The sequence below is a fragment of the Actinokineospora sp. HUAS TT18 genome (assembly GCF_051364635.1).
Lineage (GTDB): Bacteria > Actinomycetota > Actinomycetes > Mycobacteriales > Pseudonocardiaceae > Actinokineospora.
Window position 1 is genome coordinate 6,944,586 of the sequence record NZ_CP195645.1, and the last position, 12,844, is coordinate 6,957,429.

Here is a 12,844-nt window from a genome sequence, read left to right on the forward strand (position 1 = left end):
CAAGTGAACGGGCCGCCCTCACCCCACCGGGAGGGCGGCCCGTCCGGCTCAGCGCTCGATCAGCGCGACGCTCGTGCGGTAGTTGGAGTCACCGACGAACGGGACCGGTCGGCCGATCCCGATGGTCACCGCGACGTCCTGGGCGGTGATGTCGCCCAGGTCGAAGAAGCGGGTCTCCACCAGGCGGCCGGGGCACCAACTGCGCGGGTTGGTCGTGAGGTTGTTGCGGAAGATCCCCGGGTTGCCGTCCGGGCTGTACTGCTCGTAGGCCGCGCAGTCGACCTGGGTGCTGAACCGGCCGACCTCCCGGCCAAGCGCGGTCAGCGTGACCGTGGTGTTGGAGTACTCCTCGCCACCCGCCGCCGCGCCGTAGCCCGCGATGCTCACCGCCAGCGTCCCGCGCGTGGCGCCGTGCTTCATCGCGGTGGTCGTGTAGTTGTTCGTCCGGATCTCGTAGCGCGACAGGGCGCTGACGACGCCGGTCTTGCCCGCGCCCAGCGGCTGCGCGGAGACCAGGGACAGCGAGTACTTGAACCCGACCGCCTTGAACGCCGCGTCCACCGGCCGGTTCGAGCAGGCGTCCTGCGCGTACGGGTTCGACCCGCCGCTGATGCCGACGTAGACGTCGCGGGTGGTGTCGGCCAGCGCGTTGGCGTAGGCGGCCATCGGCGCGTCCGGGTAGACCAGGGTGGCCTTGCTGCCCTGCCAGTAGTCGCTGAACGGGGTGATGAAGTCGGTCAGCGTGACCCGCGGCGTGGTCGGCGTCGGGGCCTCGCCCTTGGGCATGCTGATGTAGAACAGCGAGCCGAACCGGTCGTAGTTGTCACACTGCGCGTGGTAGGTCAGCCGCAGGGCGACGTCGCTGCCGAGCTTGCCCTGTTCCTCGGTGGTCAGCTTGCGCGCGTACTCGGTGCCGCGGTTCCACATCAGCACGCCCGCGGGCGGGGTGTAGTTGGGCTCGGTGCTGACGTAGATGCCGAACTGCGGGATCTGGTCGAACACCGGGATGACGGTCGGCGCCGTACCGCCGGTGCCCTGCACCTCGAACTCGTAGATCCGCGCGGCGGTGTCCGACGACTGTGTCGGCGTGGTGATGTTGAGCCGCGCGTACCGGGCCGTCGCCGTGGCGGAGTGGGTCGTCGTGCCCGCGGTGTTGTTGGTGACGGTGGCCCGTGTGGTCCAGTTCGCGCCGTCGGCCGAGGTGGCGATGGTGAACGCCTTGGTGTTGAACGTCGCCGACTCGCCGCCCGCACTGGCGTGCTTCACGGTGAACCCGGTGATGCTCGCCGAGGACCCCAGGTCGACCTGCAGGAACTTGGTCGACGCGGTGGTGCAGAACTTGTCACTGTTGCCGCCGTTGACCGTCCCGTTGACGGCCTTGCCCGGCCCCTCGTTCGCGTTGCACGCCGCCGACCCGGTCGCTGGCTTGTTGAGCGCGATGTTGCTCCCCGCGGGCGGCGGCGTCGACAGGCTGCCGACCACCTCGAACTCATAGATCCGCGCGGCGGTGTCGGAGGTCTGCGTCGGGGTGGTGATGTTCAGCCGGGCGTAGCGGCCGGTCGCGGTGACGGGGTGGGTGGTGGTGCTGGCGGTGTTGTTGGTGACGGTGACCTGGGTGGTCCAGTTCGTGCCGTCCGCCGACGTGGCGATGGTGAACGCCTTGGTGTTGTAGGTCGTGGGCTCGCCGCCCGCACCCGCGTGCTTGACCGTGAAGCCGCTGATCGTGGCGGACCCGCCGAGGTCGACCTGGAGGTACTTGGTCGAGGCGAGCGAGCAGAACTTGTCGCTGTTACCACCGGAAACGGAGCCGTTGACGGCCTTGTCCGGCCCTTCGGCGGTGGCGCAGGCGGTCGAGCCGGTGGCGGGCTTGGACAGGGCCAGGTTGGTGTCCGCCGCCAACGCGGGCGTGGCGGTCACCGTCGCGAGCCCACCGGCTAAGGCGGTCGCGAGCAGGAGGGGAGCGAAGCGCATGTGGTCTCCAGGAGAGCCGCAGGGGGAACCATGTCTACCGCTGAGTAGGACACGCCTCGCGTCTCCTGGGACGACGCTGCAGGTGTTGCCAATTGCCAGTTGATCTCCAATAGATCAGATCTCTTCCGATTGGCAATGTGATCAGCCGAGTGGCGCGATGGATTCCGGGGCGACAAATGGTACAACTGTACTGTGACCGCCAACACAGTCGTAGGCGTCCCGCGGGAGTCCGCCGCGGGGGAACGCCGGGTGGCGCTCGTGCCCAAGGTGGTCGAGCGGCTGCGTGCCCGTGGCCTGGACGTCGTGGTCGAGCAAGGGGCAGGCGCGGCCGCCCTCATCCCGGACGACGCCTACGTCAGAGCCGGGGCCACGCTCGGCGACCCGTGGGCGGCCGACGTCGTGGTCAAGGTGGCGCCGCCGACGGGTGAGGAGGTCGCGCGGCTCACGGCTGGGGCGGTCCTCATCGGGTTCCTGGCCCCGCTGACCGACCCCGCGGGCATAGAAGCCCTGGCCGGAGCCGGGATCACCGGCTTCGCCATGGAGTCCGTGCCGCGGATCTCCAGAGCGCAGAGCATGGACGCGCTCTCGTCGCAGGCCAACGTGGCGGGATACCGGGCCGCCATGCTCGCGGCGGAGCGGCTCACGCGGTTCTTTCCGATGTTGACCACCGCGGCGGGCACGGTCCCGCCGGCGAAGGTCCTCGTCCTCGGTGTCGGTGTCGCGGGCCTTCAGGCTCTCGCCACCGCTCGCAGGCTTGGGGCGCACACGACGGGGTACGACGTGCGGCCCGAGGTGGCCGAGCAGGTGCGTTCGGTCGGCGGGCAGTGGCTCGACCTCGGCATCGAGGCCACCGGTGAGGGCGGCTACGCGCGGGCGCTGACCGACGCGGAGCGGGCCGAGCAGCAGCGGCAGCTGGCGCAGGCCATCGGCGGGTTCGACGCGGTGATCACGACCGCGCTGGTGCCCGGGCGGACGGCGCCGACGCTGGTCACCGCCGAGGCCGTGAAGGGGATGCGGCCCGGCAGCGTCGTCATCGACCTCGCGGGTGAGGCGGGCGGCAACTGCGAGCTGAGCGAGCCGGGGGAGACGGTCGTGGTCCACGACGTCACCATCGCCGCGCCGCTCAATCTGCCCGCGACGATGCCCGAGCACGCCAGTGAGCTCTACGCGCGCAACGTGCAGGCGCTGTTGGAACTGCTCGTCGACGCCGACGGTGCGCTGGCGATCGACTTCGGCGACGAGGTCGTCGCCGGGGCGTGCGTGACCAGGAAGGGGCCCTGATGCTGGTGCAGAACCTGGCGGTGCTCGTGCTCGCGGGCTTCGTCGGCTTCGCGGTGATCTCCAAGGTGCCCAACACCTTGCACACGCCGCTGATGTCGGGCACCAACGCCATCCACGGGATCGTGCTGCTCGGCGGGCTGATCGTGCTCGGACTCGGCGCCGAGAGCGTGCTCGACAAGATCCTGCTGGTCATCGCGATCGCGTTTGGCACGATCAACGTCGTCGGCGGGTTCCTGGTGACCGACCGGATGCTCGCCATGTTCAAGGACCGTTCCAAGGGGACGGACAAATGAGCCGCGAAGTCCTGATCCAGTGCCTCTACATCGTCGCGTTCGCCCTGTTCATCTACGGCCTGATGGGCTTGACCGGCCCGCGCACCGCCGTGCGCGGCAACCTGATCGCCGCCGTCGGCATGGCGATAGCCGTTGTGGCGACGCTGTTGACCCCTGGCATGGGCAACTGGGTGCTGATAGTGCTCGGTGTAGTCCTGGGCACGGTGGTCGGCGTCCCGGCGGCCAAGCGCGTCAAGATGACCGCTATCCCGCAGATGGTGGCGCTGTTCAACGGCGTCGGCGGCGGCGCGGTCGCGCTGATCGCGTGGGTGGAGTTCCGCCAGAGTGACGGATTCGCGCACGAGCCCGCGTATGTGGCCATCGCGAGCCTGTTCTCCGCGATCGTCGGCTCGGTGTCGTTCTGGGGCTCCAACGTCGCCTTCGGCAAGCTCCAGGAACTGATCTCCGGGCGCCCCATCGGCATCGGCCGCCTCCAGCAGCCGCTGAACCTGCTGTTGCTCCTCATCGCGGTGGTCTGCGCGACGGTGGTCGTGACTGGCGGCGACAGCGAGTGGCTGATGATCGGCCTGCTCGTGGCCGCCGCGGTCCTGGGCGTCATGGTGGTGCTCCCGATCGGCGGCGCGGACATGCCGGTCGTCATCTCCCTGCTGAACGCGCTCACCGGGCTCAGCGCGGCGGCGATGGGGTTGGCGCTCAACAACACCGCGCTCATCGTGGCGGGCATGATCGTCGGCGCGTCCGGCTCGATCCTGACCAACCTCATGGCCAAGGCGATGAACCGCTCGATCCCGGCGATCGTCGCGGGCGGCTTCGGCGGGGGCGGCGGCGCGGGCACGGCCATCGAGGGCACGGTCCGGCGCACGAGCGCGTCCGACGCCGCGGTCCAGATGGCCTTCGCCAACCAGGTGATCATCGTGCCCGGCTACGGGATGGCTGTGGCTCAGGCCCAGCACGCGGTGCGCGAGATGGCGGACCTGTTGGAGTCCAAAGGAGTCTCGGTCTACTACGCCATCCACCCGGTCGCCGGGCGCATGCCGGGACACATGAACGTCCTGCTCGCCGAGGCCGACGTGCCGTACGACCGTCTCAAAGAGATGGACGAGATCAACCGCGAGTTCAGCCGAACCGACGTCGCCATGGTCATCGGCGCCAACGACGTCACCAACCCGGCCGCGCGCACCGATCAGGCGTCGCCGATCTACGGCATGCCCATTCTCAACGTCGACGAGAGCCGGTCGGTGATCGTGCTCAAGCGCGGGATGGCTCCCGGCTTCGCGGGTGTGGACAACGCTTTGTACTTCGACCCGAAAACCTCGATGCTGTTCGGTGACGCGAAGTCGTCGGTCAACGAGGTGACGGAGGAACTGAAGGCACTCTAACTCTTTTGAGGGACAACGATTTCCCTCCCACGATTGATGTCCCGAAGCGACGGTCTGCCTACCGTCAGGGACATGAAGAAGAGACTGTTCGACTGGGTGGCGGTCCCACTGGTCCGGGGCCTGACAACACTTCCGCTCGCGCTGGCGACGGTGCTGTGCGCACCGTTCGGGCTGGCCGGGCCGCTGTCGCGGGTGCGGTACGCGGTGGCGGCGCGGTTCCCCGTCGGCGGCGAGGTGCGGCGGCAGGGGGTGTCGGGGGCGCTGGCCGCCGTGCCGCTCGGGGTGGTCGCGTTCGCCATGACCGCCGTCGGCCTGTTCGTGACGTACACCGGCTATCTGTACTTCCTGAGGCCCGACGCGATCCCGGCCATCGGCCACCCGTTCTCAGCCGACCGGATCTTCGACACCGCCTGGGGCGGCCCGACGCTCGCCGGCGCGTGGCTCGTGCACTCGCTGGTGGCGCTGGGCATCCAGGTGGTCGCGGTCGCCGTGGTGCGGGGCTGCGTGGCGGTCCAGGACCGTAGGGTCGCGTCATGAAGCCGAACTGGCCGGTGATCGGCTCGGTGGCGGTCTTGGTGCTCGGGTATCTGGACTTGGTCCAGCACTACCCGGAGGCGTCCGGGCTCATCCTGCCCGCGGCGGTGGCCAGGGCGGTGCCGGTGCTGATCTGCCGACGCGCGCCCGTGGTGGCGGCGTGGCTGGCGTACCTGTCGTGCGCGGGCACGGCGCTCGCCACCGTGGCTGTGCTGCCGGACGACTCCGACGAGCCGTGGCCGTGGGCGGTCAGCAGCGTGCTCGTGCTCGCCGTGATGGCCTGGGTGCTCGGCGTTCGTGGGGTACGCCGAGACACGGTCGGTCTGGTGGCGCTGGTCGCGGCGACCGGGCTCGGGCTGGCGCCCGCGTCGGCCGATCCCGACGCGTGGCTCTCCGCCGTCGGCATGGCGCTGCTCGTCGCGGCCGTCGCGGCGGCGGGGGAGTGGTGGTCCGGTCTGCGCGGGCAGGTGGTCGAGGAACGCGAGCAGCGGGTGGCGCTGGAGGAGCGGGCGCGGATCGCGCGGGAGATGCACGACATCGTCGCCCACCACATGTCGATCGTGGCCGTGTCCGCCGAGACCGCGCCGTACCGGATCCCCGACCTGCCCGACGCCGCGCGCGCCGAGCTGGCCGAGATCGCGGGCACGGCACGCGCGTCGCTCACCGAGATGCGCAGGCTGCTCGGCGTGCTGCGCGGCGGCGCGGTGGAACTGGCCCCGCAGCCGGGAATCGGCGACCTCGACGCGCTCGTCGCGGGCGTGCGCGGGGTACCGGTCACGCTGGAGTGCGCCGTCGACGAGGTCCCCGACACCGTGGGACTGGCCGCGTACCGGATCGTGCAGGAGGGCCTGAGCAACGTCGTCCGGCACGCCCCAGGCGCGGCGACAACCGTGTCGGTCCGGCAGGAGGGGAAGGCCGTGGTGGTCGAGGTGGCCAACGCGGCGCCGGAGCGGCCGCCCGCGCCGTCCCCACCCGGACACGGCCTGCGCGGCGTCCGCGAACGCGTCGAGATGCTCGGTGGCACGCTGGACATCGACCACCCCGACGGCGGCCACCGCCTGCGCGCCGTCCTGCCCCTGGGAGACCAGTGACCATCACCGTCGTGATCGCCGACGACCAGGCCATGGTCCGCGCGGGCTTCGGCGCCCTGCTCGACGCCCAGCCCGACATCACGGTCACCGGCCAGGCGTGCGACGGCGCCGAGGCCGTCCGGGTGTGCGCCGAGGTCCAGCCGGACGTCGTGCTCATGGACGTCCGCATGCCGGTGATGGACGGCCTGACCGCCGCCCGCGAGATCCTGTCCGCAGGCGAGTCCCGCGTGGTCATGCTGACCACGTTCGACATCGACGACTACGTCTACGCCGCCCTCCGCCTGGGCGCCAGCGGCTTCCTCCTGAAGGACGCCCCCGCCACCGACCTGGTCGCCGCCGTCCGCGTCGTCGCGGCGGGGGAGGCCCTGCTGGCACCCAGCGTCACCCGCCGCCTGATCGAGTCCTTCGCCGACGCCCCAGGCCCGACCGACACGTCCCGTTTGGACACATTGACCGCGCGGGAACGGGAGATCCTGACCGCCCTGTCCCGCGGCCTGTCCAACCTGGAGATCGCCGCGGAATTCGTGCTGGGCGAGCAGACGGTCAAGACCCACGTGCGCAACGTGCTGTCGAAACTCGGCCTGCGCGACCGCACCCAGGCCGTGGTCTTCGCCTACGAGAGCGGACTGGTCCGGCCCGGTCGGCGATGATGGGCCCATGTTCACAGTCGCGGAGGCGAAGAGCGAGTTGGTCCGGCTGCGGCCGGTGTTGGACGAGATCGTGGCGCTGCGGGCGGACGCGGCGGAGTTGGGCGCGGCGGTGAACTCCGGCGTCCGCACCGGGTTGGGTGGGATGCCGGAGTTCAAGGCGGCGCAGGCGCGGCTCGACGAGTTGATGACGCGGGTGCAGCAGACCGGCGCCGAGCTCAAAGGGTTCGCGCCGCTGCTGGTGGACTTCCCTGGTGACCTCGACGGCGTGCCCGTGCTGTGGTGCTGGCTGGAGGGCGACCCGGAACTGGCCTGGTATCACCGGGCCGACCTCGGCTTCGCCAGCCGCAGGCGGCTACCGGTGTGAGGTGAACCAGGGGTGGCGCAGGTCGCGGTAGCTGACGTCCTGCAGGAGCGCCATCTCCTCTTCCATCAGTGCCCTGGCCTCCGGGGGAAGGTCCTTCGACTCGCCTTCGCGGGCTTCGGCCTCCGAGGTGAAGAAGACCGTCTCGCAGAAGTAGCCCGCGTCGTCCATGGCGATGGTGGCGCCGATGACGTCGGGGCGGTGTTGGGAGAGCATTCCGGCGGCGCGTTCGTTGAGGGCGCGGGCCTTGTCGCGGTCGGTGACGCGGCCCTGGATGATCTGGACGAACCCTGCGTCGTCCGAGCCGCCGTTGAGCAGCAGCATGACGTCTTCGCAGTCGTGGAACGTCACTTCGCCGTCGAAGTGCTGCTCCATTTCCCGCCACCACTCGCCCTGCTCGGGGCGTTCGCTGTTGCGGTGGGCGGCTTCGGCGGACTCGAAGCGAACGCAGGCACAGAGCATGCCGTCGTCGGTGACGCCGTAGGTGCCGCCGAGCCAGCCGTCCGCGCCCGGTTCCAGGTCGGACAGCCACCGGTCCATGGTGGCCCGCGCGGCCTGCTCGTCGCGCACGCGGCCCTGGATGATCTGCATGAACATGGCGCGCTCCAATCGGGTCGTCATCCCGATCTGGCGTGTGGAGACGGCGACCAAGTGAGGGAAACCCTCACCCTATGACCGCGTGGCGGGTCCTCAGACAGGGCCGAAAGCCTCAGGTGTCGTCGCGGCCCTGCTCGGCCAGGAACTGCTCGAACTGGGTGGCCAGCTCGTCGCCGGTGGGGATCGGCGCGCCCGGTTCGGCGAGCATGTTGCGGCCGGCGGCGTCGGCGAAGCTGTCGTACTGGCGTTCCAGGGCGCGCACGCCGTCAGCGATGTCGTCGGACTCGGCGACCTGGCGTTCGATCTCCGAATCCGCCTCGCGCTTGGCCTGGCGCAGGCCCTCGGCGGGCAGGTGCAGGCCGGTGGCCCGCTCCACGGCGTCGAGCAGCGACAGCGCGGCGGCCGGGTAGGAGGCGTGGGACAGGTAGTGCGGGACGTGGGCGGCGAAGCCCATCGCGTCGAGGCCGGACTCGCCGAGGCGGAACTCCAGCAGCGCCGAGATGCTCGCCGGGACCTGCAGGCGGTTGAACACCTGGCGGTAGTCGCGGACCAGCTCCGGCCGGGTGCCGTGCGCGGTGACCTCCAGCGGCCGGGTGTGCGGAACGCCCATCGGGATGCCGTGGAAGCCGACGGCCAGCCGCACGCCCCACCGCTCGATGAGCGTGCCGACGGCGGCGGTGAACCGCTCCCACTCGCGGTCCGGCTCGGGGCCGGTGAGCAGCAGGAACGGCAGCCCCTCGGTGTCGTGCAGCAGGTGCACGGCGATCTCGGGGGCGGTGTAGGACTCCCAGTGGTCGGTCAGGTACGTCATCGTGGGCCGCCTGGCGCGGTAGTCGACGAGGCGGTCGGCGTCGAATCGGGCCACGACCCGGTGCTCCAGGGTCTCCAGCAGGTGTTCGGCGACGAGCCTGCCCGCCGAGCCCGCGTCCATGAACCCCTCGAAGTTGTGCAGCAGGACCGTGCCCGTCAGATCGGGGACATCCGAGTCCACGCCGTACAGGTCCTCCGGACCGTCCACCACAACTGCCTCCCAGTCTCCAACCCAGTTACCCCAGTAAACGCCACGCCGCGTCCGTCCATTCCTGCATCCCGGGTGACAAACTCGTCTCATGAGCAGGCCCGCGCTGATCGACGCAGACGACCTGGGGTTATTTGGGCCCGACTCGGTGACTTGGCAGGTGCACGCCGACCCGTCGATGTGGTTCGGCGGGATCCGCAGCCTCTACTTGCAGGCGCTGCACCCGCGCGCGGTGGCGGGCGTCGTGCAGAACTCCGACTTCCAGGCCGATCCGCTGGGCAGGCTCGTGCGCACCGCCGACTTCGTCGGGATCACCACCTACGGCACCGTCGAGCAGGCCGAACAGGCCGGGGCGCGGGTCCGGCGGGTGCACAGGTCACTGCGTGCGCGCGACGAGAACGGCCGCAACTTCCGCATCGACGACCCGGAGCTGCTGCTCTGGGTGCATTGCGCTGAGGCTTCGTCATTCCTCTCGGTCGCGCGCCGGGCGGGCTTCCCGCTGACCAAGGAACACGCCGATCTCTACTTCCGTGAACAACGCGCCGCGGCCGCGCTCGTCGGCCTCGACCCGGAGGAAGTCCCGGGCAGCGTCAGCGAAATGTCGACCTACCTGAAACGTGTTTACCCTTTGTTAAGAAGAAGCGACGACGCGGATCTGATCTACGACTTCTTGCACCGCCCGCCCGTGCAAGGTCTTCTGGCGATGGGCGTGCGGCTCTACGAGCCGACAATCGGTCATTTGTCGTATTCGCTGCTACCCGGGTGGGCGCGGCGGCTTTACCGCCGCCGCGCATACCCGGACTCGATGACCACCTTCGCCGTACGGGCGTTCCGCAAGGCGGCGCTGGCCGTGCCCGGTGGATTCAAGCTCTCCCGAACGCGAGAGCCCGCACCGGTCGCGGCTATTCGCAGACTCGGAGAATGGGCCGCGCCGTCCCCGACGCGGCTGCCCGACCTCAGCCGCCGTGGGCTTCCTGGAACTTGATCACCAGCGCCTGCGGGATGCGGCCGCGCTCGGCGATGCTCTCGCCCTGGCTGCGCGCCCACTCGCGAATGGCCTGGTTGTCGGCCTTGTCGGCGGCCGAAGTCGACTTGCGTGCGGAGACTGCGCCCACCTTGCCCTTGCGGCCACCAGTGCGGCGGGCGTGGCCCACGAACTCGGCCAGCGACTCGCGCAGGCGGGTGGCGTTCTCGGACGACAGGTCGATCAGGAAGTCCACGCCGTCGAGAGCGAAAGCGACGGTCTCGTCGGCTGTGCCACCGTCGAGATCATCGACCAGCTCGACAACGGTCTTCTGCGCCACGGTTTCCTCCGCGTGATGAGAGTCGTATTGGCCGAATTGGCCGCGGTCCGGCCGGCTATTACTCCGACCTCCTACGGGAATCTTAGGGGTAACCCGGCTCGGAACCCACAAGGCGGTCCGGTGTGGCGCCGGTGGATAATCACGCGTGGAGGTGTCATGGCGGCCGACATTGCGGCGAAGGGCACGCTCGCCGCGGTCGCCGTGGGCGGTGCGGTGGGCGCGCTCGTCCGGTATTGGCTGGTCAGCGTCGTGCCGGTGAAATCTGGCGGATTTCCGCTGGGCACTTTGCTGGTCAATTCCGTCGGCTGCCTGCTCATCGGCGTGCTGATGGTGGCGGTGACGGAGATGAGAAACGTTCACCCTCTTGTCAGGCCATTTCTCGGTGTGGGGGTACTGGGTGGGTTCACCACCTTCTCCACCTACGCCGAGGAAGTCCGGGCACTGCTTGCCCCCGACACGCTGCTCGTCGGGATGGCCTACCTGCTCGGCACCGTGCTCTGCGCACTGGCCGCGGTGGCGGCCGGGATGCGGTTGGCCCGGTGGGCGCTGTGACTGGTCTGGTTGTCGGTGCGCCCGGTGGTGTGGCTGAGCTGTTGGCCCGGTGGGCGCTGTGACTGGTCTGGTTGTCGGTGCGCCCGGTGGTGTGGCTGAGCTGTTGGCCCGGTGGGCGCTATGACCATTCTGCTCGTCGCCCTCGGCGCGGCTGTCGGCGCCCCCGCCCGCTACCTCGCCGACCGTGCGGCCCGCAGACGGTTCGGCGACGGCTTCCCGTGGGGAACGCTGCTGGTCAACGTCGTCGGCTCCGGAATCCTGGGCGCGCTGGCCGGGGTCTCGACCGCCGCGCACGCCCTGCTCGGGGTCGGGTTCTGCGGCGCGCTGACCACCTACAGCACCTTCGGCTACGAGACGCTCCGCCTGGTCGAGGACGGCGCCTACCGCAAGGCGTTCGCCAACGTGTCGATCAGCGTGGTCGCCGGGATCGCCGCCGCCGCGCTGGGGCACTGGCTCAGCCTACGAGGCTGAGCTGCAGCGCCTTCGCCGCGATCTCCTTGAGTTTCGGGTCGTCGGCGTTCGACGGCTGGTCCAGCCATACCGCCTGCACGAGCTTGAGGCTGTTGCCCTCGCGGCCGCTGGCGTAGGCGGCGGACTCGAACGTCGGCTTCTTCCCGTCCGGCCACGCGACGCCCTCGGCGGCCTGGTCGGCGACGCCGCCCGCGCCGGGGCGATCGGCCACCGCGCGTAACTCGGCGGCCGAACTGCTGGAGTTGAACCGCAGTACCGAGACGACCACGGCGGCGTGTTTGCCGTCCACGCCCGCCTCGAACCGCGCGCGGATCAGGCGTGCGCAGCCGTTGGCCTCCAGCCAGCCCCGCACGTCGCCGAAGGCGTGCGCGGCGCAGTCGGTGTGCTCGGCGGTGCCGCGCGCGGTGAAACCGACGCCGTCGACCGGGACCGGACCCGGCCGGTTGCCGTCTGGGTCGCGCTGGCGGCCGGAGTCGCTCGCCGAGCTGATCGCCACGGCGATCCCGGTGATCAGCAGGATCGCCACGAGGATCGCGGCCGCGATCGGCAGCCACCGCACACCGCCGGACTTCCCCGCAGGCTCGGGCTTCGGCGCGGCGGGACTGTCGACGATGCGGGGGATCAGGGCGGTGGCCGCGGCGGCGACCTCGCGCGGGAAGCCCTCAGCGGCGAGTTCGGCGTGGTCTGGTCCGCTGCCGCCCGGGCGAAGGGCGGACAGGATGCGTGCCGCCTCGGCCGCGGTGCACGGCCGCGGGTGGGTCGCGAGTTCGCGGGCGGCGTTGAGCAGGTTCATGGGCTCGGGATGCAGGATGCGCACGCCGCGCATCAGGTCGGCGGTCGGCTGCGACACCTGCGACACGAACGGGCCGATGGCGACCACGGTGCTCACCGGCACCGGCTCGACCCGGCTCTCCTGCAGCAGCTCGGTGACCGCCGCCGTCGCGGCCAGCGCCTCGGCGGCCGGGTTGGTCGCGCCGTCGGGGCGGACCAGCGGCCAGCCGTCGGTCTTCCACTGCCCGCCGAGCGGCGCGTCGAGCCGGACGGCCGGGTCGGGCAGGTCGACCCCGACGATCACCAGCACGCCGCGCGGCAGCACCACCACGGCGTCGATGGGCCGGTCGTAGCCGGGCGGCTTGACGTCCACCAGCGCTATCCCGCCGACGACCTCGTCACCGCGCCCCCAGGACACCAGCGCGGCGCGCAGGTCCTTGCCCACAGCGGAGGTCGGGTCCCCGATCCGGACCAGCCGCACTCGCCACCTCCCGACAAAGTGGCGGTCCGATCCGTCGAACATCGCCGTGGCCGACACGGTAGCGGGACGTCCACCGGCTGGTGGCGGCGC

At 70.5% G+C, this 12,844-nt stretch carries 15 protein-coding genes; 10 read left to right on the plus strand and 5 right to left on the minus strand.

Annotated elements, in window-relative coordinates; translation table 11 throughout:
- Positions 1–48: 48 nt before the first annotated feature.
- Complete coding sequence (locus tag ACSHT8_RS32350; RefSeq protein ID WP_436495479.1) at positions 49–1,971, minus strand: discoidin domain-containing protein; 1,923 nt, start codon at positions 1,969–1,971, stop codon at positions 49–51.
- A 192-nt stretch (positions 1,972–2,163) separates the two neighbouring features.
- On the opposite strand from ACSHT8_RS32350, the gene ACSHT8_RS32355 reads away from it, so the two are divergent.
- From ACSHT8_RS32355 to ACSHT8_RS32385, 7 genes are all read left to right on the plus strand, one after another.
- Positions 2,164–3,252 (plus strand): Re/Si-specific NAD(P)(+) transhydrogenase subunit alpha, encoded by a 1,089-nt coding sequence (locus tag ACSHT8_RS32355; protein WP_436495481.1) that lies wholly within the window; start codon positions 2,164–2,166, stop codon positions 3,250–3,252.
- Positions 3,252–3,545 (plus strand): NAD(P) transhydrogenase subunit alpha, encoded by a 294-nt coding sequence (locus ACSHT8_RS32360; RefSeq protein ID WP_436495483.1) that lies wholly within the window; start codon positions 3,252–3,254, stop codon positions 3,543–3,545. The genes ACSHT8_RS32355 and ACSHT8_RS32360 overlap by 1 nt, the downstream gene beginning before the upstream one ends.
- Positions 3,542–4,924 (plus strand): NAD(P)(+) transhydrogenase (Re/Si-specific) subunit beta, encoded by a 1,383-nt coding sequence (locus tag ACSHT8_RS32365; protein ID WP_436495485.1) that lies wholly within the window; start codon positions 3,542–3,544, stop codon positions 4,922–4,924. Before ACSHT8_RS32360 ends, ACSHT8_RS32365 begins: the two co-directional genes overlap by 4 nt.
- Positions 4,925–4,996: 72 nt before the next feature.
- Positions 4,997–5,461, plus strand: a complete 465-nt coding sequence (locus ACSHT8_RS32370; protein ID WP_436495487.1) for a hypothetical protein — start codon at positions 4,997–4,999, stop codon at positions 5,459–5,461.
- Entirely contained in the window at positions 5,458–6,549 is a 1,092-nt protein-coding gene (locus tag ACSHT8_RS32375; RefSeq protein ID WP_436495489.1) for a sensor histidine kinase, read from the plus strand. The genes ACSHT8_RS32370 and ACSHT8_RS32375 overlap by 4 nt, the downstream gene beginning before the upstream one ends.
- Positions 6,546–7,199 (plus strand): response regulator, encoded by a 654-nt coding sequence (locus tag ACSHT8_RS32380; protein WP_436495490.1) that lies wholly within the window; start codon positions 6,546–6,548, stop codon positions 7,197–7,199. Before ACSHT8_RS32375 ends, ACSHT8_RS32380 begins: the two co-directional genes overlap by 4 nt.
- A 7-nt stretch (positions 7,200–7,206) precedes the next feature.
- A complete protein-coding gene (locus ACSHT8_RS32385) occupies positions 7,207–7,563 on the plus strand; it encodes a DUF2203 domain-containing protein (RefSeq protein ID WP_436495492.1) in 357 nt (118 codons plus the stop codon).
- Here ACSHT8_RS32385 and ACSHT8_RS32390 read toward each other — a convergent pair.
- Positions 7,552–8,181: a hypothetical protein gene (locus tag ACSHT8_RS32390; protein ID WP_436495494.1), complete on the minus strand. Its 630-nt coding sequence runs from the start codon at positions 8,179–8,181 to the stop codon at positions 7,552–7,554. The two genes, ACSHT8_RS32385 and ACSHT8_RS32390, sit on opposite strands and share 12 nt — an antisense overlap.
- Positions 8,182–8,269: 88 nt before the next feature.
- Positions 8,270–9,178, minus strand: coding sequence for a proteasome assembly chaperone family protein (locus ACSHT8_RS32395; RefSeq protein WP_436495496.1), 909 nt, complete (start codon positions 9,176–9,178; stop codon positions 8,270–8,272).
- A gap of 88 nt (positions 9,179–9,266) precedes the next feature.
- Here ACSHT8_RS32395 and ACSHT8_RS32400 point away from each other — a divergent pair, with 88 nt between their 5' ends.
- Positions 9,267–10,160 (plus strand): oxygenase MpaB family protein, encoded by an 894-nt coding sequence (locus ACSHT8_RS32400; protein WP_436495498.1) that lies wholly within the window; start codon positions 9,267–9,269, stop codon positions 10,158–10,160.
- Here the strand turns inward: ACSHT8_RS32400 and ACSHT8_RS32405 are convergent.
- Entirely contained in the window at positions 10,132–10,479 is a 348-nt protein-coding gene (locus ACSHT8_RS32405) for a histone-like nucleoid-structuring protein Lsr2 (RefSeq protein ID WP_436495500.1), read from the minus strand. The two genes, ACSHT8_RS32400 and ACSHT8_RS32405, sit on opposite strands and share 29 nt — an antisense overlap.
- Before the next feature lie 156 nt (positions 10,480–10,635).
- Here ACSHT8_RS32405 and crcB (ACSHT8_RS32410) point away from each other — a divergent pair, with 156 nt between their 5' ends.
- On the plus strand, positions 10,636–11,031 hold the full coding sequence (gene crcB / locus ACSHT8_RS32410; RefSeq protein WP_436495502.1) for a fluoride efflux transporter CrcB: 396 nt from the start codon (positions 10,636–10,638) through the stop codon (positions 11,029–11,031).
- A gap of 120 nt (positions 11,032–11,151) precedes the next feature.
- A complete protein-coding gene (gene crcB, locus ACSHT8_RS32415) occupies positions 11,152–11,502 on the plus strand; it encodes a fluoride efflux transporter CrcB (RefSeq protein WP_436495504.1) in 351 nt (116 codons plus the stop codon).
- Here the strand turns inward: crcB (ACSHT8_RS32415) and ACSHT8_RS32420 are convergent.
- Complete coding sequence (locus ACSHT8_RS32420; RefSeq protein WP_436495506.1) at positions 11,486–12,754, minus strand: hypothetical protein; 1,269 nt, start codon at positions 12,752–12,754, stop codon at positions 11,486–11,488. The two genes, crcB (ACSHT8_RS32415) and ACSHT8_RS32420, sit on opposite strands and share 17 nt — an antisense overlap.
- Between the last annotated feature and the right edge of the window lie 90 nt (positions 12,755–12,844).